This window comes from Eubacteriaceae bacterium Marseille-Q4139, from assembly GCA_018223415.1.
Lineage (GTDB): Bacteria > Bacillota > Clostridia > Lachnospirales > Lachnospiraceae > CABSIM01.
The window spans coordinates 3,663,788-3,678,783 of record JAGTTQ010000001.1; the positions used below are offsets into that span (position 1 = coordinate 3,663,788).

Here is a 14,996-nt window from a genome sequence, read left to right on the forward strand (position 1 = left end):
GAAATGTTTATGCCTGCGGGAGGCTTATGAGCCCGGCATCGAGAAGCTTCTGGAGCGATTTTAAGATACCGAACTTCGCATGGTACCAGGTCAGACCGCCCTGGAAATAGACGGCGTAGGGCGGTTTAATCGGCGCATCGGCCGAAAGCTCGATGGAAGCGCCCTGGATGAAGGCGCCTGCCGCCATAATGACGTCGGAATCATAGCCGGGCATGGCCCACGGCTCCGGCGTCACGAAGCTGTCCACAGGCGCAGCCGCCTGGATGCCCTCGCAGAATTTGATCACGCCCTCGGGTGTGCCGAAGGTGATGGCCTGGATGATGTCATGACGGCTCTCGCTGCCGTTTGGAACCACGGAAAAACCGAGCCTCTCATAGAGGTTGGCCGCAAAGATGGCCCCCTTTAAGGCGCCGGCCACAACGGTCGGCGAAAGGAAAAGGCCCTGGTACAAGGACTGGCTGACGCCGAGGCTTGCGCCCACTTCTTTTCCGAGTCCGGGCGCCGTAAGCCGGCAGGCCGCCCGCTCGATGCAGTCTTTTCTTCCGACGATATAGCCGCCGATGGGCGCCAGCCCGCCGCCGGGGTTCTTAATTAGAGAGCCGACGATCATGTCCGCGCCCACGTCGGTGGGCTCGATCCGCTCCACGAATTCGCCGTAGCAGTTGTCCACCATGCAGATCACGTCAGGCTTTAAGGCCTTAATGAAGGCGATCAGCTCCCCGATCCGGCCGACGGAAAGGGTCGGGCGCGTGGCATAGCCCTTGGAACGCTGGATTTCCACCAGCCTTGTTTTCTCGTTAATGGCCTTTCTGATGTTCTCCCAGTCGAAGCTTCCGTCCTCTAAAAGATCTACCTGGCGGTAAGTGATCCCAAACTCCTTTAAGGAGCCGACGGAATCCCGGATACCGATGACCTCCTCTAAGGTGTCGTAGGGCTTTCCAACCGGCGAAAGAATCTCGTCGCCCGGCCGCAAGTTCCCGGAAAGGGCGATGGCAAGGGCGTGGGTGCCGGAAATCAGCTGCGGGCGAACCAGAGCGTCCTCGCCGTGGAAGGCCTTTGCATAGACCTCTTCCAGGGTGTCGCGGCCCAGATCGTTGTAGCCGTAGCCGGTGGTGCCGGCAAAGTGGATGTCGCTGACCCTGGCCTCCTGCATGGCTTTGATGACCTTTAACTGGTTGTACTCCGCCGTGGCGTCGATGGCCTCAAACCGTTCTTTTAAACTCTCCTCGATCTGCTTTCCGTATTCCAGGACAGGCCCGGTGACGCCGAGTGTCCCATATATCTCCGTTAATTCCATGATTGTATCTGCTCCTTTTTTATGATGCCGCGCTCTGTAAGATCCGAGAGGATCCAGTGAAGCATCCTGTCTTCGTTCCAGTCAAATTTTTCCCAGTCAAGCCAGCAGACGTCCCGCTCCCTGCGAAACCAGGTGAGCTGGCGCTTGGCAAAATGCCTGGTGTCCCGCTTGATGACAGAGACGGCTTCCTCCAGGCTCATATTCCCGTCCAGGAAATCCAGGATTTCTTTATAGCCGAGTCCCTGCATGGACACCATATCCTTTGTAAGGCCGGCGTCCTTTAAGGCTTTCACCTCGTCCACGAGCCCGGCCGCAGCCATCCTGTCCACGCGGGCGTCGATGCGCTCATAAAGCCGCGCCCGATCCATGGTGAGGACGTAATAGACAAACTGGTAGGGCGATTCCTTCTTTTGTTCCGCCTCGTTGTGGTCGGAAATCTTCATCCCCGTTTTTTCATAAAATTCCAGGGCACGGATCACCCGCTTCCGATTGTTCGGATGGATGGCAGCGGCCGATTCCGGATCTACCTGTTTTAACCGCTCATGAAGGCATTCCGGCCCTTTTTCTTCGGCCAGCCGCTCCAACTCATGGCGGAAAGCCATGTCGCCGTCGTTTTCCGTAAAGTCAATGTCATAAAGCAGGGCCTGGATGTAAAAGCCGGTTCCGCCTGCCACTATCGGGATATGGCCTGCCTCCTGAATCTCTTTCATGGCGTCTAACGCCATGGACTGAAACCGCGTTACGTTGAACTCCTCTGACGGCTCCAAAACGTCGATTAAGTGGTGGCGGATGCCGCCCATCTCCTCTTTTGTGGCTTTGGCGGAGCCGATGTCCATGCCGCGGTACACCTGCATGGAGTCGGCGCTGATGATTTCGCCGCCAATGGCTTTTGCAAGGCGGACGGAAAGTGCCGTCTTCCCGGCGGCCGTCGGCCCCGTTAAAATTATCAAAGGCTGCTTCATTTAAACGATCCTCTTGAATTTTTTCTCCATCTCATATTTGCTGATGGAGATGATGGTGGGCCGGCCGTGAGGGCAGGCGTAGGGATTTTCCAGCTTCAAAAGCTGGTCGATCAGTTCGTTGGCTTCCCGCTCCGAGAGCCGGTTGTTCCCTTTAACGGCGGCCTTGCAGGACATGGTGGCAATCCGGTCGTAGATCATCTCGGAGCCGGAAATGCCGGTGTCCTCGGAGAGGCCGTCTAACATCTCTAAAAGAAGCTCTTTTTTTGCCAGGGAAAACAAGTTGTCGGGCACGGCGCGGACGGCGTATTCGTTGCCGCCGAAATGCTCGATTTCAAAGCCGATGGTCTCAAATTCCCTCTGATAACGGCGAAGAAGCTCCGCCTCCTGGAGCGATAAAGTCAGGATAATGGGCGGGCTGATGTTCTGGGAGGTGAACTCCCTGGACTTTAAAGAGGCGAAGGTCTTTTCAAACAGTACCTTTTCGTGGGCCGCGTGCTGGTCGATGATGTACATGGCGTCCTTGTATTCGATGATCCAGTAGGTGTCGAACACCTGGCCGATCAGGCGGTGCCAGTACCGGGACTGTTCCGAAAGAAGGCGGTCATCGAACATCTCAAGCTGGACGAGCGGTTCGCCTGGGGCTTCCTTCGCCTGTGGGGGCGTGGATGGTTTTGCAGGTTCCGATGGCTTTGACGGCGCGGGAACGAGGGGCTGGGGCGCGACAGAAGGTTTCTGAGGCACGGCGGATGCCGGCGTCCTGGGAGTCCGGGTATCCGTCGCAGCTTCCGGCGTACTGGGAATCCGGGTATCCGCAGCAGCTTCCGGCGTACTGTCTAGCGGGCGGGAAACCGGCTGACCGGCTGAGGGGCCGGGCAGCGCTGGCCGCGGCTCCTGCTTTGCATCCAGGGAACCTGTCCCGCCGTCTGCGGGAACCGGCGCTTTTTCCGGCACGCCGCTTCCCGTTTCCGTTTCCTGCCGGACGGCACGTTCCGCCGTCGTTTCCGGCCGAAAAGCGCGCTCCGCCGCCTTCCCATAAGAGGCAGGGCTCTCTCCCACTCCCATGGCGTTTAAACGGCGGCGCTCAAAGGGCTCCGGCCCTCTCTGCGGCTTTGCGGCCGCGCCTGTCCCCGGGGTATTTGGCGTACCGTCTGTCTCCTGCTTCTCTTCCCGGTTTCCGGAAAGCTCCGCCGCCGGAATCAGCTCCCTGCCGCTAAGAGCCTCGGAAACGGCCTGGCAAATGGTGCGGTAAATGAACTCCCCGTCCTTGAACCGCAGCTCCATCTTTGAGGGATGGACGTTGACGTCGATGAACTCCGGCTCCACCTGAAAATGCAGCAGCGTAAACGGATATTTATGCTGCATCATATAGCTCTTATAGCCGTCCTCGATGGCCTTTGCTATGATGCCGCTTTTGATATATCTTCCATTGATAAAATAATTTTCAAAATTCCGGTTCCCTCTGGCGATCACCGGCTTTCCGATGAAGCCGGAAATAGTGAACCAGTCGGTCTTCACGTCGATGGGAATCAGGTTTGCGGCAATCTCCCTGCCGTAAACCGTGTAGATGATGTCCTTTAAATTGTGGTTTCCGGAGGTGTGAAGCTTCGTCTGGTTGTTGACGATCAGGCGGATGGAAATCTCCGGATGGGAAAGGGCAATCTTTTCCACCAGATCGGCCACATGGCCGCCCTCGGTGGCCGCCGTCTTTAAAAACTTCCGTCTGGCCGGCGTGTTGTAGAAGAGGTTCCTGGAAATGAAGGTGGTGCCGTCCGGCGCCCCGATCTCCTCGAGGGACTTCTCTTTCCCGCCCTCAATCTGGTAGCGGAAGCCGTTTAAGCTCCCGGCTGTCTTCGTGATGACCTCCACCTGGGACACGGCCGCAATGCTGGAAAGCGCCTCGCCGCGAAAGCCCAGGGAGGATATGGCCACCAGATCGGCCGCCGACCGGATCTTGCTGGTGGAATGGCGCAGGAAAGCCAGGGGAAGCTCGTCCCCAGGGATCCCGCAGCCGTTGTCGGTGATGCGGACGAAGCCGATGCCGCCGTCGCGGATTTCTGCCGTCACGGCTGTGGCCCCGGCGTCAATGGCGTTTTCCATGAGCTCCTTCACCACCGAAGCCGGCCGTTCCACCACCTCTCCGGCCGCAATCTGGTTGATGGTATTCTGATCGAGAAGCTGAATCGGCATGGCTGTCCCTCCTTTTTATGATTCCCAGCGGTTTTTTAACTTGGTCTGAAGCCTGTAAAGGGTGTTTAAGGCGTCGATGGGCGTCATTGTGGAAAGCTCCAGATCCTTTAACTCCCGGACAATGTCGTCGTCTTTCACCGTGTCAAAAATCGAAAGCTGGTTTAAATCCACTTCATCCGGCTTCGTCACGGCCTTATGCTGGGGCGCAGTCGAGTGCGCCTCGGCGATTTCTCTCGCATGGGAGGTGATGTCGGCGCTGGAAAGCTCTTCCACCAATTCCTTTGCACGGGCGATGACGGAATCCGGAACTCCTGCTAACTTCGCCACCTGGATGCCGTAGCTCTTATCTGCGCCGCCCTTTACGATTTTCCTGAGGAACACGATGTCGTCGCCCTGTTCTTTTACGGCGATGCAGTAGTTGTTGACGCCGCTTATGGCGCCCTCCAGCTCCGTCAGCTCATGGTAATGGGTCGCAAACAGCGTTTTGGCGCCCAGAAGCTTTGTACTGCTGATGTGCTCGATGACGGCCCAAGCGATGGCAAGGCCGTCAAAGGTGCTGGTGCCGCGGCCGATCTCGTCTAGGACAAGCAGGCTGTTTTTCGTGGCGTTCCGCAGGATGTTTGCCACCTCGGTCATTTCCACCATGAAGGTACTCTGGCCGGAAGCCAGGTCGTCGGAGGCGCCGACGCGGGTGAAAATCCTGTCGCAGATGCCGATGTTGGCCTCGTCGGCCGGGACGAAGCTTCCGATCTGCGCCATTAAGACGATTAAAGCCGTCTGGCGCATGTAGGTGGATTTTCCGGCCATGTTGGGGCCGGTGATGACGGAAATCCTGTTTTTCCCGTTGTCGAGATACGTGTCGTTGGCGACGAACATGTCGTCCCGCATCATCTTTTCCACCACGGGATGACGGCCGTTTTTGATGTTGATGATGCCCTTTTCATTGATTCGCGGCTTCACATAGTTGTTCCGCATGGCGACGGCGGAAAGGGCCGTAAATACGTCGGTTCCTGCGATGGCCTTCGCCGTCTTCTGGATCCGTAAGACTTCTCCGGCGATGGTATCCCGCACCTGGCAGAACAGCTCGTATTCCAGCGTGTAGAGCCGGTCCTCGGCTCCCATGATGATGTCCTCCAATTCCTTTAAGCGGTCGGTGGTGTACCGTTCCGCGTTGGTGAGAGTCTGTTTGCGGATATAGTAGTCCGGCACCATGTCTTTAAAGGAGTTTGTGACTTCAAAATAATAGCCGAACACCTTGTTGAACTTGACTTTTAAGGTCTTGATCCCCGTTTTTTCCCGCTCGGAGGCCTCCAGCTCTGCGAGCCAGCTCTTCCCCTCGGTCTTGGCCTTCCGGTACTTGTCGACCTCCTCGTTATAGCCGTCCTTGATGATATTTCCCTCGCGGACGGTGATGGGCGGTTCCTCTACGATGGAGCGGCCGATCAGATCAAAGAGGTCGGAGAGCTCATCCAGGTCATCGTACAGCTCCTTTAAGAGGCTGCCGGAAAACTCGCCCAGCAGATTTTTAATATAAGGCAGCATGGACAGGGAATTCTTAAAGGCCAGAAGATCCCTGGGGTTTGCCGTTTTGTAGCTGATGCGGCCGATGAGGCGCTCCAGGTCGTAGATGGAATTTAAGTATTCCCGGATTTCCTCCCTGGAAATGAAGTTCATGTTGAGCTCTTCGATGGCCGCCTGGCGCCTCTCGATCTCCGCGGCGGAAATGAGCGGCTGCTCGATGAACGTCCGAAGCATCCTGGCTCCCATGGCTGTCTTCGTCCGGTCTAGTACCCAGAGAAGCGTGCCTCTCTTCTGCTTTTCCCTTAAGGTCTCCACAAGCTCCAGATTCCGCCTCGTGGACGTGTCGATCACCATAAACTGACCCGTGGTATAAGGCGTCAGCTTTGTTAAATGGGAGAGGTCATTTTTCTGGGTCTCATAGAGGTACTGGAGGACGCAGCCGCAGGCAATCATCCCGTTTTCGTAGTCGCCGAGGCCAAGTCCCTCGAGGCTTAACACCTTAAAGTGTTCTTTTAAAATTTTCCTGCATGTATCGTCGGAAAAGAACCGGCTCTCCAACGCCGTGACAGCCAGGTGATAGCGGTTTTTTAACTCCTCCATATCCAGACCGGACATGAAAAGCGCCTCGCTGCAAACAAGTTCCGACGGAGAAAAGCGGTTCACCTCGTCAAGAAGCGCCCGCTCCGATGATACTTCCGTAACAAAAAAATCGCCGGTCGTGATGTCGACCGTCGCTATGCCGTAGTTATTCCCTGTGTAGACAACTGCCATCAGGTAGTTGTTTTTTGTCTCGTCAAGGGCCTGGGCGCTGGTGATGGTGCCGGGAGTCACCACGCGGATGACTTCCCGCTTCACAAGCCCTTTCGCAAGCTTCGGGTCTTCCATCTGCTCCGCGATGGCCACCTTATATCCCTTCTGGACAAGGCGGGTCAGATATCCCTCCACTGCGTGATAAGGAACGCCACACATCGGTGCGCGTTCCTCTAATCCACAGTCTTTTCCTGTCAGTGTAATTTCCAGTTCCCGCGACACGGTTAAAGCGTCGTCGAAGAACATTTCGTAAAAATCCCCGAGACGGTAGAACAGGATGCAGTCGGGATACTGCTTCTTCGTCTCCAGGTAATGCGTCATCATTGGTGATAGTGCCACTGTCTGTCGTCCCTTCTGAAACTTACACGTTCGGATCCGTCGGATCGTAATTCTGGTCGTCGGGGATCAGAACCACATACGGCTTCATGAACGGGGAAGGCGTATTGGGATCCTCATAGATCGTCACGTTTGTCCCGATTTTGCAGTTATCGTAAATCCACTTGGCGTTTTCGCAGGTCAGGCGGATGCAGCCGGCAGAGCGGACGACGCCCAGGCCGTTGTAGCCGCTGGCGATTAACGTGTGCGGATTCGTGGTCTCATATGTAATGGAGTGGAACAAGAAGCCTGCCCCTGCCTGGATCCTTGTGGCATACTGGGTGTAGGTGTCGTTGTACATGAGCCTCCAGCGGTACTTCTCCGGCGTCTGAAACGTGCCGATGGGCGTGTCGTCGCCGACGGAGGTGAGCATGGCCTTCACCGGGATGATGAAGCCGTTTTCACCGTCCTTTGCATAGACGGTCAGGCAGTTTAAGGTCTTGTTGACTTTCAGCTCATACTCTGCCTGGGGGCCGATAAGCCCGTCTACGTCCTGGCAGAGCTGGCCGTTGGGGTAGAAATAGAATTTTAACCCGTCAATGTACTGCCAGCCGCTTAAGGTATAGCCGTCCTTAAAATAGTACCGCACTTCGTCGTAATCGGCCCAGCCCGTATAAGGCGTCCCGTCTGCGTTTACGCAGGTGGCAGCCGTCTCCGTAAACTGGATCCTGCCGGAAAACGGCCCGAAATACCGGTCAAGGGTCGAGGCCGGAGCGCCTGTCCCCTTCGGAACAAGAACAACCTTTAAATCCGTGACCCAGTCGCCGAGGTCGACGGTTCCGGCGATTTCCCCGGCCTTTGCAAAGCCGAGCTGGCCTCTCTGCGCCGTGGCAACGGCATAGTAAAGGTCATAGGTCTCGGCGGCCTCGCCTGTCAGATGCATCTGAATTGCCTCAACATAGGTGGAACCTTCGGTGCCGCCGCCCGGCTCCCCGTCGGAATAAAATTTTAACCAGCCGCCGTTGTTGACGTAGGGGCGGTAGGAAAGCTTGCCGTTTAAGCCGTCCTTTAATTTGGCGGAAAGCCAGGTGTACTGGCCTGCCACGTTGGCCGGCTGGCCGAAAACCTCAACGGCGTCCCAGATGGCCTGGCCGTTGGTCGGCGTCCAGTCCACATTTCCGCCGTAAAGGTGGGTGTTCGGCACCATGCCCTCCGGGTACTGGACGGCCTGCGCCTGTCCGCTCCCGCCGGTGCCGCTTCCTGTCTGGTTCTCTCCTGTCTGTTCTCCGGTTCCTTCTCCTGTCTGTTCCCCTGTTGTCTGTCCTTCCTCCGGCTGTCCCTCGCCCTGTCCGTTTTCTTCCTGGCCGCCCTCAGCCTGGGTTTCCTCCGGATAAAGGTCGTAGCCTGGCCCAAAGCCGTCTTCCGCCGCAGCCGTAAAGCTTACGGATACGGAAAGGCCGGCAGCAAAAGCCGCAGCCGTCAGTTTCTTGATTGGCAGTTTCATCGCATCCTTCTCCTTACTGTTATTTTCGGCTTCCCATGAAGTAAAAGCCTTTGGATTCATCGAGAGATACGTCTACGATTTGTCCAATTAACTCAGGGCCGCCCTCAAAATGGACGACCGTGTTGTTTCCAAGACGTCCCGTCACATAGCCGGCCTGGTGGGTGTCGATCTCCTCTACGAGGACTTTTTCTGTCTTCCCCTGGTCCCTTGCAATCACCTCTTTGGAGATATCCTGTACAAGGGTCAAAAGCCGGTCAAACCGTTCCTTCACAACGTCGTCCGGCACCTGGTTTTCCATGGCTGCCGCCGGCGTGCCCGTCCGTTTGGAATAGATGAAGGTAAAGGCGCTGTCGTACCGCACACGTCTCACCACATCCATGGTTTCCTCAAAATCTTCCTCCGTCTCGCCCGGAAAACCGACGATGATATCGGTCGTTAAGGCAATGTCCGGAACAGCAGCCCGGAGTTTTTCCACCAGTGCAAGGTACTGTTCCTTCGTATAATGACGGTTCATGAGCTTTAAGATCCGGCTGCTCCCGGACTGGAGCGGCAGATGGAGATGGGGACAGATTTTCTTTGAATCCCTCATGACTTCGATCAGCTCGTCCGAAAGATCCTTCGGATGAGAAGTCATGAAGCGGATCCGCTCAATCCCTTCTACCTTTTCCACGCGCCTTAAAAGCTCTGCAAAGGAAATCGGGTCCTTTAACGTCTTTCCATAGGAATTGACGTTCTGTCCCAGAAGCATGACCTCGACGACACCGTCGGCGGCCAGCCCTTCGATTTCCTTTATGATATCCTCCGGGTTCCGGCTCCGCTCACGCCCCCGCACATAGGGGACGATGCAGTAGCTGCAAAAATTGTTGCAGCCGAACATGATGTTCACGCCGGACTTGAAGGGATATTTCCTCTCAATGGGAAGCTCCTCGACGATCTGGTCGGTGCCCTCCCAGATATCCACCACCATATGCTGTTCCATAAGCCGCAGGCAGATTAACTCCGCAAGCTTAAAAATATTGTGGGTTCCGAAGATAATGTCCACAAAGCGGTAGCTCTTTCGGATCTTCTCCACCACCTCCGGCTCCTGCATCATGCAGCCGCAGAGGGCAATGAGCTTGTCGGGATTCTTCCGCTTTAAGCCGTTTAAATAGCCGAGGCGGCCGTAAACCTTTAAATTGGCGTTTTCCCGCACCGTACACGTGTTGTAAAGGACAAAATCCGCGCTTTCGTCTTTTCCCTGGACAAAGCCGACCTGCTCTAAAATGCCGATGAGCTTTTCCGAATCCCTGGCGTTCATCTGACAGCCGAAGGTTTGAGTAAACATGGTTCCGTAAAACTCCCCGGCGAGCATCTGATCGAGCAGCTCTTTCCCATATTTTTCCATGGCCCTGCCCGAGGCCACTTCCGCCTCGAACCTGGCCTTCAGAACTTCCCTGGTCTTTTCTATAAAATAATACTGGCGGCCCGGTTCTTTCTCCGGCGCCTCCGCCCATATTTTATCTGCGTCAAATACCTGGTTCCCAATTCTGACCATTTCCGTCCCTTTCCTTAGTGAAATCGAAAAAATTCGTCCTCATCACAGCAAAACGCAGGAAAAACCTGCGGTTTTGCCGGGATGACAAATTTTGTATAATTATATAACATGGCCTGTATAAAAGTAAACAGGAAAAATATAGTTAGAATATTTTGGAAATTGTCTACCAGTGTTTTACCAGGGTCAGCACATTGAAGCCGTTGGAATATTCATACGCGGTCTCATCCATCATCTTCTTTACCATAAAGATGCCAAGCCCGCCGATTCCCCGCTCCTCTGCGTCCAGGGTGATGTCAGGTTCCGGCGCCTCTGTGGTGGGATCGTAAGGCCTTCCGTTGTCGGAAAAGCGGATTCGGACGAACTGCTCTCCCGCCTCACAGCCAAGGGTCGCCGTCGTGGCGCCGCTGTAATGGACGATGTTGGAGAAAATCTCATCGACAGCGATATTCACCTGGGAAATGATTTTTTCCGGCACTTTTTCGTTCCGTAAAAGCTCTTCAAAAAATGCCGTCGCCTCTCCAAGGTTTTCGATCTGCGGAAGGATGCTTCTTTTCTTCATGCAGTCGCCGTCCGGCCGGTTCATTTTCAGGCAGAGCATGGTGATGTCGTCAAACTGCGGCGCTTCCCCTGCGAACATGTCCACGTCCTCGCTGACGGCAGCCAAAAGCTCCCGGCAGCCTTTTTCCGGCGCCTGGTTTAGCGCTGCGAGCATCCGCTCCGTCCCGTAAAGCTCCTGTCTGACATTGGTGGCCTCCGCCACGCCGTCCGTGTAGACAAACAGCGAATCCCCGTAAGCCAGCTCCAGCTCATACTCCCGGTACCTCGTGCCTTCCATGCCGGCAAGGACAAAGCCGTGCCTGTCCTTATAAAGCTCAAAGGAACCGTCCCGCCGTCTAATGGCCGGGTACTCATGCCCCGCATTGGCGCACCGCATTTTTCCCGTGGAGATTTCCAGAATCCCCATCCACACGGTAACAAACATCTCCGCTTCGTTGTTTTCGCAGAGCTGGTTGTTTACCTTTTCCAGAACAGACTTCGGAGAAAGCCCCGCCTGGGCCGCGCTCTTTAAAAGCGTCTTCGAAATCATCATAAATAATGCCGCCGGAACGCCTTTTCCTGACACGTCGGCCATCACGAGGGCCAGGTGGTCGTCATCCACCAGGAAAAAGTCGTAGAAATCGCCGCCCACCTCTTTGGCAGGCCGCATGGAGGCATAGATGTCAAACTCATGTCGGTCCGGGAACGGCGGGAAAATGCATGGCAGCATGTCGGCCTGGATTTTGGCGGCCACATCAAGCTCCGCCCCGATGCGCTCCTTCTCTGCCGTCACACTGGCCAGGTTGCGGATATAGCCGTCGAGACGCCTTACCATATACTGAAAGGCGTTGGCCAGGTCTTCCACCTCATCGCCGGTATGCACCTCCACCTCAAACTGATCCAGATGTTCCATTTTATGTTCCACCAGCCCAAGGGACGCCTGATGAAGCACGCCAAGCGGCCGGATCAGGATACGGCGAATATAGAAGTAGCAGGCAAAGATACTCATCAGAAGCACGCTGCACGTGATGCCGAGCACAAGAAGCATGAACTGCCGGATCTGCTGTTCGATCATGTCCATGGAAATATCAATGCTGGAGAGGGCAGCCGGGTTCCCTGCGCTGTCCAAAATCGCCACATACGCCGACGCAAGATATCCGTACGCGTCGTTGTTGGTAATCAGGATGGTTTTTTCGGCATTCGGGGTGAACGCAGCGTGCATCAGTTCATTTCCGCCGCCGTAATAGGCGTCTGCATCCCCGAGATCGCACACGCCCTGCTCGCCTTCCACTCCTGCGTCCCAGATGTAAACCATCTGTTCTTCTTCCGGCACCACCACATAAAAATATTTAAGTCCCATCTCCTGCTTGACTGTCAGAAGATACTGACGGATTTCTTCGTAATACGTGTCCTTTTCGCCGCCTTCGTAATATTTTTTGATCGTGTCGCCGTCAATGATTTCCGCTGCAATGGATGCCTGGTTAAAGGCAAGCTGCGAATAATAGTCCTCCATATGGCTCCGGTAAAGTCCGGAAATTGCAGGAGCCAGGATTAACATCAAAACGAAGGCCATGAGTACCAGCCCCAAAAGCAGCTTGAACTGAAGGCGAACCTTCCATTTCCCTTTTTTCATCGCGTCAGCCACCTCCCTGTTTATCTGTTTTCGGATGGACATGGAGCCGAAGATGGCCGTCTGCCAGCCGATACAGCATGCGCCCGGCATCCAGCATCCGGATTTCTTCTGCCATGGACGCAGACCCATCCTCCAATGACGTCACATAATACCAGACATTTTCTGCCAATACCTGGGTCATGCTGTTGTATCGGCGGAACATATCTTTCGCCTGCGCCCTTGTCAGATCGTGGCGCAGGGTCAAAAGGCTGTCTTCCGGCCGGCGCCAGTAGGGTTTTTTCCAGGTCTGAGGGACTGCCCTTTCCCATGCCGCCTCCAGATTGCCCATGATCTCTTCCAGCAGTTCCCTGGCGTAAATCCCGCTCCGCATATAGACATCCACGCTGTCCATGTCCGGCGTGATGCGTATCGTGCGGCTCCCTAAAATATCCCCGCGGTCAAGCTCCGGCCGGAGCTTGTGGGCCGTAACTCCCGTCACAGAAAGCCCCCGCTCCATGGCCGCCTCGATGGGATAATAGCTTCGCCCCTCAGGAAGCAGGGAGCTGTGGATGTTGATGCCGAAAAACCACGGCTCGCCTTCCGGCACAGGAAGAATGCGGTTATATTCCGCCGAAAAAAACAGCCCGCAGCCCTCTCCGATATAATCCAGAATGCGCTCTTTCGTAATGGATTCATAAAAAACCGGGATGCCAAGCGATTCTGCGCGCTTTTTTATGGCATATTCCGTGAAAAAGTCCTCGTCATTATGGTAAGTATAAAGCGCTAAAACCTGATGATTCGATACAAAATACTCGAAGCATGACAAAAATACATCGCTTCCAAAATATACGATTTTCATAGTCCGTACTTCCCCGCTAAATTTTAATAATCAGGGTATTAAATCCCTGGTAGCGCCTGTAATAAAATTCTTTTGCACGCTTCTTAATCATCAGGACGCCCATATTGTCAACGTCGAAATCGCCGTCCCTTTTTGCGCGGTCTTCCGGCAGGCTGAACGGATTGAAGGTCAGGGCATCATCCCTCAGATGGAGCTCAAATCCTCCGTCTTCCCCGGCAAGGGCCGTGATCTGGATATACCCATCGTCCCTTCCCTGAAATCCGTGCTTTAAAATTGCTACACCGATTTCCTCGATGGTCATGGTCGCCAGATAGCTCTGCCTGGCATCGGCGCCCCAGCGGTCACAGAACGCTTCCAGCTCCTGGCTTACAGACACCACGTCCGACGCGCTGCTCATAATCGTGCGCTGGAAAATCCGCTCACTGTCAATGGACGCCGTGCCATAGCGCCCGCCGGCCGCTGCAACGCAAAAAACAGCCAGCGCGCCGGCTTCCGTGACTGGGAACAGCCACCAGAAGCGCTCCAGGCCAAATCTGGCAAACAGAAATGTCATGGGAATCAAAAGGACGGCGCCCCGGAGGGTTTCCAAAATAAAAGCCGCCTTTTCCTGACCGCAGGACTGGTAATAGGTACAAAGCAGAATATTGATCCCGGCAAAAAGTGCCGAGAGGCCGTAAATCCGAAGGGCCGTAAATGCCAGGGATTCCGAGGGTGTCCCGGTGATGCCGAACAGCATCCCGATCCCAGCAGGCCAGAGTTCGATGAAGGCAATCAACAGGCCGCCGGCGGCAATCCCGCCTGCAAATCCAAGGCGGACGGCGTTCCGTTTGCCGATCTGGTTATATTCTCCCTGATACGTGGAAAGGATCGGCTGCATGGCCCTTCCCGTCCCTTCAAACAGATAGAGGATCAGGTAAGAGGTGTTTTGCAGCACATCGAACACAGCCACACCTGTTTCTCCCCCAAGGCGGATCAAAAGATTGTTGCACACCAGGAAAAAAATCATCTGGTACAGATACTGCACCGACGTGGCAAGCCCGGCCCAGAGTGAGGAAAACGCCGGCCCAAACCAGTGTCCCCGCGGCAGCCTCAGGCGAAGCCCATGGCCCCTGTTTACGACGCCGGGGAGATAGATGGCAATGGTAATGATCTGACCGAGGGCCGTGGAAAGGGCAGCCCCGCGGGTTCCAAGGCCGATCACGAGCACCAGGAACACATTTAACGCAATGTCACAGAGATTTCCTGTGATGGAACCGATGCCCGCCCGGCGCTGGCTCCCGTCGTTTCTCAGGTAATAATTCAGGATATTGGACAGGTAAAACAGGGGTGTGGCCGCCGTAAGAACCTGAAGATAGTCTCTTGTTGCCAAATATAGCGCCCCATCCTCCCGCGCTGTTCCGAGAAGTCCAAGAAGCGGATCCATAAACACACTTCCGGCTATGGCGGTAAAACAGCTTAAAAGTACCGCCAGGCAGATGACCTGGGAAAAATTCTCTGTGGCTTCCTCCTCTTTTCCTTCGCTTAAAAGCCTGGAATAGCGCACAGAACCGCCGAGCCCAAGGCCGTGGGCTACCATGCAGTTGATCATGTAGACCGGCAGAATTAACCCGATTGCCGCAAGCCCCGTGGTGCCAAGCTTCTGCCCCACCACGACGGCATCCGCCATATCGCTTAAGGCCCATCCCACCGAAGAAGCCATGGCCGGCGCCCAGAGGCGCGCAAAAATTTTTCCGGTAAAAGTATCCTTTACAGTCTTCATGTGCATTCCTGTCTCCTGCTCTCTAAAATACCGGAAAAACCCGCCGCGGCGGGCATTTCCGGCACATAAGGACTTCCGGCTGTCCCATGGGAAAACGAT

Annotated in this window: 8 protein-coding genes; all 8 read right to left on the minus strand. The window is 55.3% G+C overall.

Annotated elements, in window-relative coordinates; all coding sequences use genetic code 11:
- Nucleotides 1–7: 7 nt before the first annotated feature.
- Nucleotides 8–1,297 (minus strand): methionine gamma-lyase family protein, encoded by a 1,290-nt coding sequence (locus KE531_17545; GenBank protein ID MBR9955396.1) that lies wholly within the window; start codon nt 1,295–1,297, stop codon nt 8–10.
- On the minus strand, nt 1,288–2,259 hold the full coding sequence (gene miaA / locus KE531_17550; GenBank protein ID MBR9955397.1) for a tRNA (adenosine(37)-N6)-dimethylallyltransferase MiaA: 972 nt from the start codon (nt 2,257–2,259) through the stop codon (nt 1,288–1,290). The genes KE531_17545 and miaA overlap by 10 nt, the downstream gene beginning before the upstream one ends.
- Nucleotides 2,260–4,446 carry a DNA mismatch repair endonuclease MutL gene (mutL, locus tag KE531_17555; GenBank protein ID MBR9955398.1) on the minus strand — a complete coding sequence of 729 codons (2,187 nt, stop codon included), beginning with the start codon at nt 4,444–4,446 and terminating at the stop codon, nt 2,260–2,262. It abuts the gene before it with no gap.
- A gap of 15 nt (nt 4,447–4,461) precedes the next feature.
- Nucleotides 4,462–7,101, minus strand: coding sequence for a DNA mismatch repair protein MutS (gene mutS / locus KE531_17560; GenBank protein ID MBR9955399.1), 2,640 nt, complete (start codon nt 7,099–7,101; stop codon nt 4,462–4,464).
- A gap of 37 nt (nt 7,102–7,138) precedes the next feature.
- Complete coding sequence (locus tag KE531_17565) at nt 7,139–8,299, minus strand: L,D-transpeptidase family protein (GenBank protein MBR9955400.1); 1,161 nt, start codon at nt 8,297–8,299, stop codon at nt 7,139–7,141.
- Between the two features lie 316 nt (nt 8,300–8,615).
- Nucleotides 8,616–10,130, minus strand: a complete 1,515-nt coding sequence (gene miaB / locus KE531_17570) for a tRNA (N6-isopentenyl adenosine(37)-C2)-methylthiotransferase MiaB (protein ID MBR9955401.1) — start codon at nt 10,128–10,130, stop codon at nt 8,616–8,618.
- A gap of 163 nt (nt 10,131–10,293) precedes the next feature.
- Nucleotides 10,294–12,429: a SpoIIE family protein phosphatase gene (locus KE531_17575; protein ID MBR9955402.1), complete on the minus strand. Its 2,136-nt coding sequence runs from the start codon at nt 12,427–12,429 to the stop codon at nt 10,294–10,296.
- A gap of 725 nt (nt 12,430–13,154) precedes the next feature.
- On the minus strand, nt 13,155–14,897 hold the full coding sequence (locus KE531_17580; GenBank protein MBR9955403.1) for a polysaccharide biosynthesis C-terminal domain-containing protein: 1,743 nt from the start codon (nt 14,895–14,897) through the stop codon (nt 13,155–13,157).
- Nucleotides 14,898–14,996 lie beyond the last annotated feature (99 nt).